This window comes from Lacipirellula sp., assembly GCF_965279485.1.
Taxonomy (GTDB): Bacteria; Planctomycetota; Planctomycetia; order Pirellulales; family Lacipirellulaceae; genus Lacipirellula.
This window is the reverse complement of the sequence record NZ_CBDIIC010000002.1, coordinates 4,310,991-4,326,770: the sequence shown is the minus strand read 5'-3', so window position 1 is coordinate 4,326,770 and position 15,780 is coordinate 4,310,991. Positions and strand designations below refer to the sequence as shown.

Sequence of the window (15,780 nt, the reverse complement as noted above, 5' to 3'; positions counted from 1 at the left end):
CACGCCGGCAATCGTAGCCCCGACGCGACTTCACCCCCGGGCGGAGCCCGGGGCTAGAAGCTGCTAGCAGCACGCGTCGAAGTTCACGACTTCTTCACCCGCTCATAAGCAGCCAGCGCCGCATCGCGAGCTTCATGGTGATCAACCATCGGCCGCGGATAAGTCTTCCCCAGTTCGACGCCCGCCGCTGCCAACTCTTCCTCAGGCGCAGTCCACGGTTCGCGCAGCCACTTCGTCGGCAGCTTGGCGAGTTCGGGCACCCAGCGGCGAATGTATTCGCCGTCGGGGTCGGCCTTCTCGGCCTGCATCGTCGGGTTGAACACGCGGAAGTAGGGCGCCGCGTCGGCCCCGCAGCCGGCGGTCCACTGCCAGCCGAGCGTGTTGTTCGCGAGGTCGGCGTCGACGAGCGTGTCCCAAAACCACTCGGCGCCGCGGAGCCAGGTGAGCCGCAGGTCTTTCGTGAGGAACGACGCGACGATCATCCGCGTGCGGTTCGGCATGAAGCCGGTCGTCCACAGCTCGCGCATCGCGGCGTCGACGATCGGGAACCCCGTTCGCCCGCGCTGCCACGCGCGGAGGTCTTTCTGGCTTCGCCGCCAGGGAAAGCCGCGGAACTGTTCGCGTAGCGGCTCGGCGGGCGTCTGCGGGAAGTGGTAGAGCAGGTGGTACGCGAACTCCCGCCAGCCGACTTCCTTCAAGAAGACCTCGGCGCTTTGCCGCGTCTTCGAGGCGCCGCTCGTCGACTTCTCTTTTAAGGCTTCCAACGCCTTCTCGACGGCCGCCCAAATCTGCCGCGGGCTGATCTCGCCGAAGTGCAGGTGCGGCGAGAGCCGCGATGAACCTTCGATATCAGCCCGATCGCGATCCTCGCGGTACCGGGCGATCGCCTCGCCAACGAACTCGTGCAGCCGCCGCTCCGCCGCCGGGGCGCCTGGCTCCCACGCCTTCGCAAATCCTGCATCCCAAGCGATCGTCGGCAACAACTCTAACTCCGCGAGTTTGAGCGTCGCCGGCCACTTCGACGGGCCCGCGACTTCGCGCGGTGCGGCGAGCGTCTCGTGCTTCACGTTGGCGCCGAGGCACGCCTTCCAAAACGGCGTGAAGACTTGGTAGGGCGCCCCCTGCTTCGTGGTGATCGTCCACGGCTCGTGGAGCAGCGAGCCGTTAAAACTCTCAGCCTGCACTCCGCGCGAGAGGAGCGCCGCCTTCACTTGCTTATCGCGTTCGATCGCCGCCGGCTCATAGCGGCGATTCCAGTAGACGGCGGTGGCGCCCGTCTGTTCGAGGAGTTCGTCGAGCGTTTCCTGCGTCGGGCCGCGACGGATGATCAGCCGCGAACCGCGCTGCCGCAGTTGCTCGTCGAGACTGGCGAGCGAATGGTGGAGCCACCACCGCGACGCCCCGCCGAGCGGCCAGTCGCCTTCTTCCTCGGGCGCCCAGATGTAGACGGGAATCACGCCGCCGCGGTCGACGGCGCGGCGCAAGGCCGGTTGATCGCCGATGCGGAGATCTTGGCGGAACCAGACGATAGTGAGTGGCTTGGTCATGGGTTCAACTCGCGCCGCAACCGCAGTACGGCCTGCTCCTTCGCCTTCGCTTCGACTTCGATCGTCAGCGTTCGCCCCAACCAGCAGGCCGGCATGTCCGCCACGTCTATAAAATCGTGATGCCGTTGCGGGCCCGGGCCGTTCCAACCCTCTTTTGGACTCGAGAGATGAAACATCGGCTCGCGGTTCCAGGTGCCGATCGCCGCCTCGGTCGCCTCTTCCACCGTCAGCTCGTCGCGGCAGCAGCGATGGTGGTGCACATCGTATACCAGGGGGATCCCCTCGGCCTTGCACAGTGGCAGCAGCTCGCCAGGCGTGTAGATCTTATCGTCGTTCTCAACGGTAAGCCGCGTGCGAGCCCGCTCCGACAGTCGGCCGAGATTGCGGGCAAAGCGTTCGAGCGCAGCCGAGCGCGAATCGTACGCCCCCCCGCCGTGGATGTTCACCACATCGGCGTTGATCCACTCGGCGACCTCGGCCTGGTACTCGATGTCCTCGATCGATCGGTCGACCACATCCTCGCGCGGCGAGCTGAGTACGACGAACTGATCGGGATGAAACGACGTGCGGACACCGAGTTCCTTCGCTCGCGCGCCGCAGGCTTTGAACCGCTCGACGATCGCCGCGCCGCCGGGCAGTTTCGTCACGTCGTAGCCAACGGCCGGATGCGTCTTCACCGGCAAGATCTGGCTGTTCACGCGGAACGCGCCGATGCCGAGGCGATGGCAGCACTCGATCGCCGCGAAAAGGGCGTCGGCGTTCGCTTGGCAGATCTCCGAGAGTTTTAAGTCGCGCGCCACCGGCGCGAGCTTTTGGCAGACGGCCGCGGTGGTGGTGCGGAACTTGATCGGCTCGTCGACGAACTGGCAGCAGAGCCCCAGCCGTAGGGAACTTGCGGACGCCTGCTTCGTTGCCATTTAGGCGCCTACCGCTTCAGTTGAGAATGTTGCCGCGGTGACGCCCGGCAAGAACGCCGCATCGTAGACCTCGCGCCCGCCGCGGACGAATTCGAGCGAGCCGGTTTCGACGCCACGCGCGTAGTCAACGACCGCGATGCCCGAGCGGAGCCGCGGCCAACGTTCTCGAACCGGCGGCGCGTCGAGAATGTGCCGCTTGCGAATGCGCGACAGGCCGACGATCGCGCGATCGCCGACAAACGTCAGCCCGCGGGTCATGCCGGGGAGTTCGATTACCGGCTCGCACGTCTCGCGTTTCAAGTGAACGGTCGCGAGGGCGCCGCGGCCCGAATCGCAGAGCCACCACCGCCCATCATGCCAACGGGGCGAGTGCGGCATGCTCAACCCGCGGACCGCGACTCGATTCTGACGCACGTCGAGTAGCACGCCCGATGCGAATCGATCGCCCGCACGCCACGCCGCTGGTTCGGCGCGTTCGCAAAATGCCGTTGCCATCGCGAGCCGCCCGTCGCGGACGCCGATGCCGTTGAGGTGACAACAATCGGTCGACGCTGCTGTTGACGCGTGTGCCATGAATGGCGGTTGCCATGTCCGCTTGAAATTGGCATGTTCGCTCGGCCGCGCGACGCAGTTGAATCGCGTGTTGGCGAACAGCAGGCCGCGGCGATCGAATGCGAGGTCGTGAGCGTCGAGCCTGCCGGTAGCGTTTACTTGCCGGGGCGTGATGGTCTGTACTTCGGCTCGGTCGACAGCGTGCTCAAGCGAGTCGCTGCCGATCTCCAGCTGCCAGAGATGGTCGCGCGTCGCCACCGCCAATTGATTGCCGCTTACTGCCAATCCCATCGGCCGCGGCAACGAGCAGTAGCTGGCGGTAAGCGTGCCGTCAGGCGCTGAGAAGAGGGCGAGCTTCCCCGAGTTGTACGTCGTCACGGCGAGCGTGCCGCCGCTCGCGGCGAGCCACTCGACGAAGTCGCCGAGCACCCGCAGTTCGATCGGGCGGGCGGCGACGATCGGAGGCGGGGCCAAGCGGCGGCGGGACGAGGTGGGCATGGTTCGAGTGTAGCGAGAATCGCCGGCGGGTTGCAGCAGCTCAAACGAACTTCCAGATTCTTCGCTCCGCTCAGAATGACAGAGTGGCCGGCGTGACCACGACGCTCAACCGCCAATTTGCAGCGACTGCCCCGTCACGAACGACGATTCCTCGCTAGCAAAGTAGAGGGTCGCGGCGCCGATCGCTTCGGCTAATTCCGATTCAGACGTGACGCCGCCGCTGCGGGCGATGATTTGGTTCACCGTGATGCCGGCCGCCGCGAGTTGCCGGGCCTCGGCCTGCAGCAGCGCCGCTTGAGCCGTGCGGGCGGTGATCGCGGCCATCGAACTCGGGTCGCCGTCAGCGATGAAGATAATTCGCCCCCAGCCCGCGCGACGCATGGCGGGGACGACGTTGCTCAGAATCGCCGTCGGCAGGGCGACGAGGGTCCGCTGCTGGCGTTCGACCGCTTCCCAATCGCCGTTCGCAACGGGCGAATCGCTCGTCACAGTCACGAGGACGACGATGTTCGGGAACTCCGCCGGGGTCTTCCCCACGGCGTGATACGCCTCAAGCGTCCCCTGCGAAACGGTAGCTCCCGCTGCGGCGAGCGCGACCTCCGCCTGCCGGGTCAATTCCCCCGCGGCTCCGAGCACCAACGCAGTACGGCCTTTGAGACGATACAACTCCCGCTCCGACGACATGCAACTCCCCCCGTTCCGGCGTGACAAGTGGGGTGAGTTTACCTTGAGATTGTTTAGCAGGCCAAGGCTTGAAATTGCGGCAATATTTATCCGCGCGTTTTCGCTGTTGATCGTGACGCAATTCAAAGCCACCGGCTCGCTCGGCCTGCGGCTCTTACTGTTAGTTAGGCGATGATCTCTTTAATCGGTTCCGTATGTTCAACGCCGACGAGCTTCTGGTCGAGTCCGCGGAAGAAGTAGCTGAGCGCGTTGGGGTCGAGGCCGAGTTGATTGAGCACCGTCGCATGCAGCCGTTTGACGTGCATCGGTTGGTCGACGGCGACGCTGCCGATTTCGTCGGTTTGGCCAACGCTCACGCCCCCCTTCACGCCGCCGCCGGCCATCCACATCGTGAACCCCATCGAATTGTGGTCGCGGCCCGTGCCGACGTCGTATTCGGCGGTCGGCTGGCGGCCGAACTCGCCGCCCCAGACGACGAGCGTTTCTTCCAAGAGGCCGCGCTGCTTGAGATCTTTCAAGAGGCCTGCGATCGGCAGGTCGGTCGCTCCGGCGTGCTTCGTGTGGTTCGAGACAAGGTCGCCGTGGGCGTCCCAGTTGTCGTCGTTGTGCGAGCCGCCCGAGTAAACCTGAATGAAGCGGACTCCACGCTCCACTAACCGGCGAGCGAGCAGGCACCGCGTGCCGAACTGGCGGGTCTGCTCGTTGTCGAGGCCGTACAGTTTTTTCGTATGCTCGGTCTCTTGGCTGAGATCGACCGCCTCCGGGGCATGTTGCTGCATCTTGTAGGCCAGCTCGTAGGTCGAGATCCGCGACGCGAGATCAGCCTGATCGAGCCGCGGCTGGCGGTGGCGTTCGTTGAGTTTGGCGAGCGTATCGAGCAAGTCGCGCTGCAGCGGGCGGGTCGTGCCCTCGGGCAGCTTGAGGTCGTTGATCGGCGAGCCGTCGGGCCGAAACACCGTGCCGGCGTAGGTCGCCGGCATGTAGCCGCTCGACCAGTTCTTCGCGCCGCTGATCGGGCCGCCGGTGTGGTCGAGCATCACGACGTAGCCCGGCATGTTTTCATTGACAGAGCCGAGGCCGTAATTCACCCAGCTGCCGATCGAGGGGCTGCCGCTTTGCAGTTTGCCCGAGTTCATCATCAGCATCGCCGAGCCGTGGATCGGTGACTCGGCGGTCATCGAATGCATGAACGCGATGTCGTCGACCGAGTGGGCGAGGTTCGGGAAGAGATCGCTCACCCACTTGCCCGATTGGCCGTACTGCTTGAACTTCCAGCGCGGTTCGACGATGCGGCCTTCGTTCTTGTGCCCGCCGCGACCGTGGGTTTTCACGGCGATCGTCTTGCCATCCATACCGACCATCGTCGGTTTGTAGTCGAACGTGTCGATGTGGCTGGGGCCGCCGTACATGAACAAGAAGATGACGCTCTTGGCTTTGGCGGAGCCAGGCGCAGGCTTGGGCGCGAGCGGGTTGGCCGCGGCGCCGAGCGCTCCGTCGGCCGACAGCAGCGACGCTAGCGCCGCCGCGCCGAACCCGCAGCCGCTCTCCCACAAAAACTCCCGCCGCGTTCGACCGCAGAAGTTGTGCATGTGATTGGTCATCGTCTGGCTCTTTGATTCTTCCTCTGCGCCTTTGCGCCTCTGCGAGAGATCTTTCCGAAGTAGTTTCTCGCAGAGGCGCGGAGACGCAGAGGGAAGATGGAGTGTTTTTAGTCGAGGTAGAGGAATTCGTTTTGGTTGAGCGCGACTAGGCACCAGTAGCGCAGTGCTTCTTGGGGGTCGCGGTTGTGGTCTTTCGTTAGTTGATTTAATAGGTCGAGGCCGTCGGTGATTTCTTCCTTCGTCGCTTCGCGGCCGAGGGTGATTTCGATCGCGCGGGCGACTTGGTCTTTCGGATCGTCGCCCGCTTCGGTACGGACGCGGTCGGCGAGATAGCCCGCTTGTTCGTTGGCGAATTGGCCGTTGAGCATTGACAGCGCTTGGCCCGGCTGCGTTGTGTTGAACCGCGCTTCGCAGCTCGCGTCGACGTCGGGGAAGTCGAACGCCGTGAGCAGCGGCGTTAGCAGCGAGCGTTTCACGTAGATGTAAACGCTGCGGCGGGACTGTTCCTTGGCCGACGACTTGCCCCAGCCTTGGCCTGGCATCGACTGCGTGGCGAGGACTTCGGGCGACATCTCGGGGTAGAAGCTTGGGCCGTACATGTCGAGGTTGAGCTTGCCGCTGGCAGCGAGCGTCGCGTCGCGGAGCTCTTCGGCGCCGAGCCGACGGAGGTCGAATCGCCACAGGTTGTCGTTCAGCGGATCGGCGGCGAGCGCGGCCGCGTCGGCCTGGCTCGACATCTGGTAGGCGCTACTGGTCATGATCAAGCGGTGGAGCGGCTTCAGCTTCCACTCGTGCTCGGTGAGCCAGATCGCCAGCCAGTCGAGCAGTTCCGGATGCGTCGGCACGTCGCCGAGTTCGCCAAAGTTGTTCGCCGAGCGGACGAGGCCGCGGCCAAAATGGTGCTGCCAGACACGGTTGGCGATCACCCGTGACGTGAGCATGTTGTCGTCGGACGCGATCCAGTCGGCGAGCACCTTGCGACGCCCGGCTGAACGAGCGCCCTCGGGCGCTGCGGGAATCGTCGGCTGTTCGACGCCGAAGAGCTGCGGGAAGCGAGGTTCGACCACGTCGCCCGGGACGTGAGGGTTGCCGCGAACATTGAGGTGCGTCGGCTCCGGGTGCGCGTTGCAGCGCGCGAGCGCGAGGGCCCAGTCGGGAGCGCTCTTCTGGTTGAGCTTCTTCAAGTCCTCTTGCGCTTCGTTCAGCCGGGCGAGCGTCTGCTGGTACTGCTCCCACTCCGAGTCGTTGAGATAGTCCTTCAGCTTCGTCTTGAGCAACCCTTCGCGGCGTTGCGTTTCCGAACGGCGTTGGTCGGGGCCGCTCATCCGCTTCACGCCGACTTGTTCCATCGAATACTTTTCGCGGCTGATCGTCCGAATCCGCTGGCGACGCTCGCCCCGCTCGGCCGCGTTCGCGGGCACGGTGAGATCCCACTGGTTGTTCGTTTGCAAATCGCCCCGTTCCGCAAACGGCGTCACGTCGGCGAAGAAGGCGGCCATCCCGTAGTAGTCTTTCTGCGGAATCGGATCGATCTTGTGATCGTGGCAGCGGGCGCACCCGACGGTGAGGCCGAGAAAGGCTTGGCTCGTGGTGGCGATGAGGTCGTCCATTTCATCGCTGCGCGCCTGGACCGAATCGGCTGGCTCGTCGTCCCAAATCCCCAATCGGTAGTAACCGGTGCCAATGATTGAGTCGCGCGTCACCTCGTCGAGCTCGTCGCCGGCGAGTTGCTCCTTCACGAACCGGTTGTACGGCTTGTCGTCATTGAAACTGCGGATGACATAGTCGCGATACTTCCAGGCGTATTGCTTTTCGCCGTCACGCTCAAAGCTATTCGTCTCGGCGAAGCGGACGAGGTCGAGCCAGTGTCGACCCCAACGCTCGCCGTAGTGGGGCGAAGCGAGGAGCTTGTCAATTAGCTTCTCCCACGCGTCGGGCGATTCGTCGGCGAGGAACTCTTCGAGTTGCTGTTCACTCGGCGGCAAGCCGGTGAGGTCGTAGTAAGCGCGCCGGCAGAGGGTGCGTTTGTCCGCCTGCGGCGCAGGCTGCAGGTTGTTCGCTTCGAGCTGCGCCAGAATAAAGGCGTCGATCGGCGTCTGCACCCACGACTTGTGGGGGCTTGCTTCCAAAGCCGGCGGCTCGTGCTTTTCTGGGGCGACAAATGCCCAGTGCTTTTGGTACGCCGCACCTTCGGCGATCCAGCGTCGGAGCACGTCGACTTCGTGTGGAGTAAGCGGCTTGCCTTCGGGCGGCATCCGCGTGAACTCGTCCTCTGAAGTCACCCGAGCGAGCAGTTCACTCGAATCAACGTCTTCCGGCACAATCGCGAACGATCCCGAGTCAAGCTCCGCAAGGGCATGATCGCGGCTGTCGAGCCGCAGACCCCCTTCGCCCGAGTCGGGCCCGTGACAGGCAAAGCAGCGGCGTGCGAGGATCGGTTTTACTTCGCGCGAGAAGTTCACCGGCGCCGCGTGGGACAGTTCAACGCCGCTCAGCAGCAAGCAGCCGACGAGCGTGAGCAGGGATAGAGAGGAGCGGAGGAGCATCCCTCCAGTTTACTCATCTGGGGTCTCCGCGGGAAAAGGGGACTAGCCGCAGCTGGAAAAGGGAGCCCGCAAAATGGCGTGGAGGGTTGAACTTTTCGGAATGCGCCGGCGGGGGCGTTGCCCCGCGGCTACTGGGAGGGCTTGAGTTCTTTTACGAGCCGCTAAGCGATGATGGAATCGATGGCGCGGGCTGGTTTGACGCCGGTCAGTTTTTGATCGAGGCCCTGGAACGGGAAGACGAGCCGTTCGTGATCGAGCCCCAGCAGCCGCAAGATCGTCGCTTGCAGATCGCGGACTTCGACCTTGTCGGCGATCGGTGCGTAGCCGATTGGATCGGTCTCGCCATGGCTATGTCCCGCGCGGACGCCGCCGCCGGCCATCCACAACGTAAAAGCGTGCGGGTGATGGTCGCGACCGACGAGCGTCATTTCCTTGCCGCCGCGGTTCTCGCGCATCGGCGTGCGGCCGAACTCGCCCGACCAGACGACGAGCGTTTCGTCGAGCAGCCCGCGCTGTTCGAGATCGAGCAACAGCGCGGTCACCGGCTGGTCGAGTTGCCGACACTTGTCTTTGAACCCGTGGTGGAGCGCTTCGTTCTCGCCGGCGCCGTGGGAGTCCCAACCCCAGTCGAACAGCTGCACGAAGCGAACGCCCCGTTCGATCAGCCGCCGCGCGAGCAGACAGTTGTTCGCCAGGCTCTCTTGCCCCGGCTGCGTGCCGTACATCTTGTGGATGTGGGCCGGCTCTTGGCTGTAGTCCATCGCGTCGGTCGCCGACATTTGCATGCGGTAGGCGAGCTCGTACTGGGCGATGCGGGTGAGCGTTTCGGGATCGGCCACCTCGTCGTACGTCTTGCGATTGACGTCGGCAATCGCGTCGACCATTCTTCCGCGAAGCGTGCGATCGATCCCCGGCGGGTTCGAGAGGAACAGCACCGGCTCGCCGCTCGAACGACACTGCACCCCTTGATAGACCGACGGGAGAAAGCCGGAGCCCCAGACGCTTTTGCCGGCGTCGGGGAACTTGCCGCCTGAGAGCAGCACGACGAAGCCCGGGAGGTTTTGGTTTTCCGAACCGAGGCCGTAAGTGGCCCAGCAGCCCATCGAGGCGTAGCCAAGGTTCTGATTGCCCGTGTGAACCAGCAGCTGCGCGGGGGCGTGGTTGAACTGGTCGGTGACCATCGTGCGGACGAAGCAGGCCTTGTCGACGACCTTCGCGAAGTGCGGCAAGCGATCGCTGAGCCAGGCGCCCGACTCGCCATGCTGGGCGAACTCGAATTGCGGGCCGAGCAACTTCGGCACGCCGCGGATGAACGCAAAGCGTTTGCCGGCGATGAACTCTTGCGGGCAGTCTTGGCCGTCGAGCTTTTTTAGTTCCGGCTTGTAATCGAAGAGTTCCAATTGGCTAGGGGCGCCCGCCATGTGGAGGTAGATCACTCGCTTGGCTTTGGCGACGAGCGGCGGCAACTGCGGAGCGAGGGGCTGCATCGGATCGCGAACCGCCGCAGTGCCTGAAGCTTGGACACTGCTGCCGAGCAGCGAATTGCCCAGCATGGACGCCAGCCACGTCGCGCCGAGACCGGCGACGCCGTCGCGGAGGAAGAGCCGTCGCGTCGTGTGGGCAAGTTCGGCTTGGGCCAGTTCGTTGATGAGTGAGTTACGCATTATTTGGTCAACAGATCGTCGAGGTTGAGCATCGCATTGGCGACGATCGTGAGGGCGTACTGGGAGCGATCTGTGGCAAGCGAATGCGCCGCCTGGGGGTCGGCGTCGTAAGCGAGCGCCGCTTCGTCATAGAGTTGCTGCAACCGCTGGAGCTTCGCCGCATGCGGCGCTTGGCCAGTGGCCAGCCGATAGCCGACGGCGATTTGCGCTGCGGGCTCACTCGCCGCGGCGGCCATCCGCTCAGCGAAGCCTTGGGCCAGTTCGATATAGGCTTCGTCGTTCAGCGTCGCGAGCGCCTGCAGCGGCGTGTTCGTTGCGATGCGGCGGACGGTGCAGATATCGCGGCTGGGGGCGTCGAACGTTGCCATGCTGGGGTAGCCGCTTGTTCGCTTCCAATAGATATAGACGGCCCGGCGGTAGCGATCCTCGCCTTCGGCATTCGTCCAAACCTCGCCGTTGTAGACGCTGCGCCAGACGCCGTCGGGTTGCGGCGGCATCACTGGCTTGCCGTACATCTTGGTCGAGAGCCGGCCCGAGAGGGCGAGCGCCTGGTCGCGGACCATCTCGGCGGAGAGCCGCGTCCGCGGGCCGCGCGAAACGAGCCGGTTTCGAGGATCGACCGCGAGCTTGTCGGACGACGCGCCGCTCGATTGGCGATAGGCGGACGACAGGACGATCGAACGCAGGAGCTGCTTGACGCTCCACGCTTGCTCGCCTTGGAAACGTAGCGCGAGATGATCGAGCAGTTCGGGATGCGAGGGGCGTTCGCCGGAGGTGCCGAAGTCCTCCGCGGTTTCGACGATGCCGATGCCGAAGAGTTCTTGCCAGATGCGGTTCACCATCACCCGCGCGGTGAGCGGGTTTTGCGGCGAGGCGATCCAGCGGGCCATCGCGAGGCGGTCGACCGGCCCGTCGCTCGCCAGCGGCGGCAGCACGGCCGGAACGCCGGCAGTCACCTCAGCTTCGCGATCGAGCCAGTTGCCGCGACCAAAGACTTGCGTGCGGCGGGCGAACCGGGCGGGTTGCTCGGCCATCACCGGCACGGCGAGCGAGGCGATGGCGGTCCGCTCCTTGCGCTTCGCAGCGAGCTCGCGGCGGAGTTCGCTGTAACGCGAATCGTTGGCGAAGGGAATCCAATCGTCGCTCGACGAGATCGAGTAGCGGCCGCGATTGATCACCAAGCCGCCGCCGCCCGAGTCGGTAAGGTCGAACCGCACGGCGAGTCGCAATCGCGCTCCCGGCGGAACCTCCACGGCCTGCTTGGGAATGAAGACGGCATAGCGCCGCGATGAAAGCCGCGAAAACGCCCCCCAGCCGTCGGCGTCTTTCCGCAGGCTCGCTTGCGGATCATTCAGCGGCGCCGCTTCATCGCAAAACGCGACGGCAAGCGGGACCTTGCTCAGCACGGCGCCGTCGGCGGCGACGAGTTCGCCGTCAAGTTTCGAGAGCACGAAGCCTTCGTCGGGAATTTTTAATGCAGCGGCCGCGTCTTTCGGCAGGGCGTCGATCCGCAGGGCGGTGAGGCGTTCGATCCCCGTGAGATCGAACTCAATTTTGAACAAGCTCCAGGCGGAGACCGTCCCTTCGCCGCGAACTTCGGCGACGCCGTCGGCCGGATCGGCGGCGATGATCATCGTCCCGCTGCCGGTGGTCGTGGCGGTGAGCGGCGTCAGCGGTTGCCAGCGGGCCGCGTCCTCGGCCAGCGGAGACTGCAATGCGTAGAGTTGCTGTTGCAGGGCGGCGATCTCGCGGTCGAGTCCCGCGGCCTTCTCCCACTGCTGCAAATCGTCCGGAATCGCCAGAGTCGGCGAGTCGTCGTTAAGATCGGCGTCGCGGCTCGTATTGAAGAACGCGACGAAGCTGTAGTACTCCTCGTGGCGGAACGGATCGTACGGGTGATCGTGGCACTGCGTGCAGCGGAAGGTCGACGCTTGCCACACCTGCCAGGTGGTGCTGACGCGATCGAGCACCGCTGCGAGGCGGTACTCTTCGTCGTCCGTCCCACCTTCGGTGTTCATCTGCGTGTTGCGATGGAACGCCGTCGCCAGCCGATCGGCAATCGTCGCATCAGGGAGCAAGTCGCCGGCGAGTTGGCGAATCGTGAACTCGTCGAACGGCATGTCGTCGTTGAGCGCGCGGATGAGCCAATCGCGGAAAGGCCAGATGTTGCGGTTCGGATCTTTCTCAAAACCCGACGTGTCGGCGTAGCGGGCGAGGTCGAGCCACATCGACGCCCACCGCTCGCCGTACGCGGGCGAGGCAAGCAGGCGATCGACGACTTGTTCGTAGGCATCAGGGCGATTGTCGAGTTCAAACGATCGGTAATCTTCCGGCGACGGCGGCAAGCCGGTGAGATCGAGCGACACGCGGCGGAGCCATTCGCTGCGGGCGGCGTCGGGCGCGGGAGCGAGTCCGGCAGCTTCCAACTTTGCAAGGACGAACTGATCGAGCAGGTCGCGCGGCCAATGGGTGCGGTTCACTGCCGGCAGCGGCGGTTCGACCGGCGGCGTGAACGACCAGTGTTGCTCCCATTCGGCGCCTTGCTCGATCCAGCGGCGGAGCAGTTCGATTTGCTCGGCGTCGAGTGGCGGGCCGTGATCCCCAGGGGGCATGCGAGTGTCCGGATCAGCGTCGGCGACGCGCTCGATCAAATATGACTCGTCCGGCTTGCCCGGGACAATCGCCGCCAGGCCGGAGTCGGCTTCCGCTAAGGCTTGGTCGCGGTAGATGAACGACAGGCCGCTCGCTTGCTTCACGCCGCCGTGACAGCTGACGCAATGCTTGGCGAAGATGGGACGGATCTGGTCGTTGAAGTCGACCCGTTCAACCAATGCGTCGGCAGCCGCGGCATGGCGCACTGTCCCCAGCGCTGCGGCACCAAGAGCAATGAGAACTAAAAAACGCGGCATCGTTACCAGTGATGAGATGCGAACGGACAAGAAACCTACGACGCAGCTGGTGAGCGATCTCAACTGCCGGGGGGTCATCGATGGGACCTACCCAGTATGACAAACCGGCGTTTGCTGATCACGCGAAACCGTGGTGCAGGATTGGCGAATCGTTGGAAAAGTTTACGCCTGCGGCGGGCATGAATCGATTGTCGTCCCGCAATTTCAGGCGGAGAAGTAGCGTAAAGCCGTCGCGAGGAAAGACGGCAAGAATTTTAGTTCAAGCGCAGCCTTGATTTAGAGATTGCGTAACTTCGCCAAACCGCCGCAATTTCGCCCCCAACATCGCGGATTCGGAGTTTAAGATGTGGTGGCGCGGGCCGCTCGGCCGCGCTGCTTTTCATTCCGCGGGACGGCTGATAGGCTGCCCGCACCGCTTTTCATCGGCCGACATCTTGTCAGTGACCATGGCTCAGCAATTTGCGATCGGCGTCGACTACGGCACCAACAGCGTTCGAGCGCTTGTGGTGGACATTACCAACGGCGCCGAGATCGCGACGGAGGTCTACGACTACCGCCGGGGCGACGCGGGCGTGCTGCTCGACCCCGCCGACCCGAATCTCGCGCGGCAAAGCCCGGCCGACTACATCGAAGGTTTTCACGCCGTCGTCGCTGGCGCGGTGCGGAAAGCGCAGCAGACGGCCGGCTTCTCGCCGCAGCAAGTGGTCGGCATCGGCGTCGATACGACCGGCTCGACGCCCCTGCCGGTGAACAGCGAGGGCGTGGCGCTCGCGCTGCTCGATGAGTTCAAGGACGATCTCGCCGCTCAGGCGTGGCTCTGGAAAGATCACACGGCTCATCGCGAAGCGGAGGAGATCACCCGTAAGGCGCGCGAGGGCGAGTATCCGTACCTCGCGAAGTGCGGCGGCGTTTATTCTTCGGAATGGTATTGGTCGAAGATTGCCCGCTGCATGCGATCAGCGCCGCATGTCGCGAAGGCGGCGGCGGCTTGGGTGGAACTCGCCGACTATGTGCCGGCGTACGTCACCGGGAATCTCCACCCGAACGCGATCGTCCGCGGCATCTGCGGGGCAGGGCACAAGGCGATGTACCACCCCGAGTGGGACGGGCTGCCGAGCGCCGAGTTCCTCGATTCAATCGAGCCGGGGCTGTCGCGATTCCGTTTTACGGGGAAGGTCTTGCCCTCGAATCATCCGGCAGGCCTGTTGTGCGCCGAGGTCGCGGAGAAGGTGGGCCTGCCCGCCGGGATTCCGGTCGCCGTCGGCGCCTTCGACGCTCACATGGGAGCGGTCGGCTCCGGCTGTGGCGAAGGGACGCTCGTGAAGATCATGGGGACGAGCACCTGCGACTGCATGGTCGCCCCGCTCGCCCGGCGGCTCCCCGACGTGCCGGGCGTCTGCGGCATCGTCCCCGAGTCGATCATCCCCGGCATGTACGGCCTCGAAGCGGGGCAAAGCGCGGTCGGCGACATTTTCAATTGGTTCGCCAAACGGCTGGCGCCCGCCGAGTTTGGTAGCGGCGGCGACGCCCAAGTGAAACTGACGGAAGCGGCAGCGAAGCTCCGTCCCGGCGAGTCGGGACTCGTCGCGCTCGACTGGCACAACGGCAACCGCACGGTGTTGGTCGATCCGCTCCTCACCGGCCTGCTCGTGGGACAGACGCTCCACACCTCGGCGCCCGAAATTTACCGGGCGCTGATCGAAGCGACCGCTTACGGGGCGCTCACGATTATTAACCGCGTGGAAGAATACGATGTCCACGTGAGCGAAGTGATCGTCTGCGGCGGCATCGCGGAGAAGAATCCGCTGGTGATGCAGATCTACGCCGACGTTTGCAATCGGCCGATGAAGATCAGCCGCAGTGCTCAGACGTGCGCGCTCGGCGCGGCGCTCTTCGGCGCCGTCGCCGCCGGAGCGTACCCGACGGTTGAGGCCGCTCAGGCCAAGATGACCGGCGTCAAATCGACGGTGTACGAGCCAATCGCCGCCAACGTCGCCGTCTATGCGAAGCTGTACGCGGTCTACAAAACATTGCACGATGCGTTCGGTTCGACCGGGTTCCATGGTTCGCTCGCCGGCGTGATGAAGGACCTCATCGCGATTCGACACGAAGCCCGCTGTGGAGCGAAGTAACGACCGATGCTCGAAGAACTGAAACAACAGGTCTGTCAGGCGAACCTCGACCTCGTCGCGGAGGGGCTCGTGACGCTCACGTGGGGAAACGTCAGCGGGCTGTCGGACGATCGCGAGTTGATGGTGATCAAGCCGAGCGGCGTTCCCTACAACGGGATGTCGCCAGCACAGATGGTGGTGGTGAGCATCGAGACAGGCGCCGTCGTCGAAGGGGCGTGGAAGCCGTCGTCAGACACCGTCACCCACCGCTTGCTGTACCAGAAGTTCAGCGGCGTCGGCGGGATCACCCACACGCACAGCCCGAAGGCGACGGCGTTCGCGCAGGCCCAGCGGGAGATTCCCTGCTTCGGGACGACGCATGCCGACCACTTTTACGGCACCGTTCCAGTGACGCGATTGCTTACCGCCGCGGAGATCCAAGAAGCGTACGAACTCAACACGGGCCGGGTCATCGTCGAGCGGTTCGCAGAACTCGATCCGGTGGCGATGCCGGCGGTGCTCGTGGCGAGCCATGCCCCGTTCGCGTGGGGCAAAGACGCGGCCGACTCGGTTCACAATGCCGTAGCGCTCGAATCGGTCGCGGCGATGGCGATCGATATGCTCGCGCTGGCGCCGCAGACGGGGCCGGTCGATCAGTTCCTGCTCGATAAGCATTACTTACGCAAGCATGGCAAGGATGCGTACTACGGCCAGCGCTGAGTTTTCAACCTAAGTTACCTCCCTGACGAAA

Annotated in this window: 10 protein-coding genes; 2 read left to right on the top strand and 8 right to left on the bottom strand. The window is 64.4% G+C overall.

Features of this window, described 5'->3' with window-relative positions:
* Positions 1-83 precede the first annotated feature (83 nt).
* The 8 genes from ACQY7R_RS24785 to ACQY7R_RS24750 form a co-directional block, all read right to left on the bottom strand.
* A complete protein-coding gene (locus tag ACQY7R_RS24785) occupies positions 84-1,547 on the bottom strand; it encodes a cryptochrome/photolyase family protein (protein WP_428308234.1) in 1,464 nt (487 codons plus the stop codon).
* A complete protein-coding gene (uvsE, locus tag ACQY7R_RS24780) occupies positions 1,544-2,464 on the bottom strand; it encodes a UV DNA damage repair endonuclease UvsE (protein WP_428308233.1) in 921 nt (306 codons plus the stop codon). Before uvsE ends, ACQY7R_RS24785 begins: the two co-directional genes overlap by 4 nt.
* Entirely contained in the window at positions 2,465-3,514 is a 1,050-nt protein-coding gene (locus ACQY7R_RS24775; protein ID WP_428308232.1) for a TIGR03032 family protein, read from the bottom strand.
* 105 nt (positions 3,515-3,619) lie between these two features.
* Positions 3,620-4,180, bottom strand: coding sequence for a hypothetical protein (locus ACQY7R_RS24770; RefSeq protein ID WP_428308231.1), 561 nt, complete (start codon positions 4,178-4,180; stop codon positions 3,620-3,622).
* Between the two features lie 182 nt (positions 4,181-4,362).
* Positions 4,363-5,799, bottom strand: coding sequence for a DUF1501 domain-containing protein (locus ACQY7R_RS24765; RefSeq protein WP_428308230.1), 1,437 nt, complete (start codon positions 5,797-5,799; stop codon positions 4,363-4,365).
* 107 nt (positions 5,800-5,906) lie between these two features.
* Positions 5,907-8,345, bottom strand: coding sequence for a PSD1 and planctomycete cytochrome C domain-containing protein (locus ACQY7R_RS24760; protein ID WP_428308229.1), 2,439 nt, complete (start codon positions 8,343-8,345; stop codon positions 5,907-5,909).
* 161 nt (positions 8,346-8,506) lie between these two features.
* Complete coding sequence (locus ACQY7R_RS24755) at positions 8,507-10,009, bottom strand: DUF1501 domain-containing protein (RefSeq protein WP_428308228.1); 1,503 nt, start codon at positions 10,007-10,009, stop codon at positions 8,507-8,509.
* A complete protein-coding gene (locus tag ACQY7R_RS24750; protein ID WP_428308227.1) occupies positions 10,009-12,918 on the bottom strand; it encodes a PSD1 and planctomycete cytochrome C domain-containing protein in 2,910 nt (969 codons plus the stop codon). Before ACQY7R_RS24750 ends, ACQY7R_RS24755 begins: the two co-directional genes overlap by 1 nt.
* A gap of 446 nt (positions 12,919-13,364) precedes the next feature.
* Between ACQY7R_RS24750 and ACQY7R_RS24745 the strand changes: the two genes are divergently transcribed.
* Complete coding sequence (locus ACQY7R_RS24745; RefSeq protein WP_428308226.1) at positions 13,365-15,050, top strand: ribulokinase; 1,686 nt, start codon at positions 13,365-13,367, stop codon at positions 15,048-15,050.
* A 6-nt stretch (positions 15,051-15,056) separates the two neighbouring features.
* A complete protein-coding gene (locus ACQY7R_RS24740; RefSeq protein WP_428308225.1) occupies positions 15,057-15,749 on the top strand; it encodes an L-ribulose-5-phosphate 4-epimerase in 693 nt (230 codons plus the stop codon).
* Positions 15,750-15,780 lie beyond the last annotated feature (31 nt).

What these genes read in the sequence shown, in the direction of transcription:
- ACQY7R_RS24745 (WP_428308226.1), top strand. Translation starts at nt 13,365, where the DNA reads ATGGCTCAGCAATTTGCGATCGGCGTCGACTACGGCACCAACAGCGTT.
- ACQY7R_RS24750 (WP_428308227.1), bottom strand. Translation starts at nt 12,918, where the DNA reads ATGCCGCGTTTTTTAGTTCTCATTGCTCTTGGTGCCGCAGCGCTGGGG.
- ACQY7R_RS24775 (WP_428308232.1), bottom strand. Translation starts at nt 3,514, where the DNA reads ATGCCCACCTCGTCCCGCCGCCGCTTGGCCCCGCCTCCGATCGTCGCC.
- ACQY7R_RS24760 (WP_428308229.1), bottom strand. Translation starts at nt 8,345, where the DNA reads ATGCTCCTCCGCTCCTCTCTATCCCTGCTCACGCTCGTCGGCTGCTTG.
- ACQY7R_RS24785 (WP_428308234.1), bottom strand. Translation starts at nt 1,547, where the DNA reads ATGACCAAGCCACTCACTATCGTCTGGTTCCGCCAAGATCTCCGCATC.
- ACQY7R_RS24765 (WP_428308230.1), bottom strand. Translation starts at nt 5,799, where the DNA reads ATGACCAATCACATGCACAACTTCTGCGGTCGAACGCGGCGGGAGTTT.
- ACQY7R_RS24740 (WP_428308225.1), top strand. Translation starts at nt 15,057, where the DNA reads ATGCTCGAAGAACTGAAACAACAGGTCTGTCAGGCGAACCTCGACCTC.
- uvsE (WP_428308233.1), bottom strand. Translation starts at nt 2,464, where the DNA reads ATGGCAACGAAGCAGGCGTCCGCAAGTTCCCTACGGCTGGGGCTCTGC.
- ACQY7R_RS24755 (WP_428308228.1), bottom strand. Translation starts at nt 10,009, where the DNA reads ATGCGTAACTCACTCATCAACGAACTGGCCCAAGCCGAACTTGCCCAC.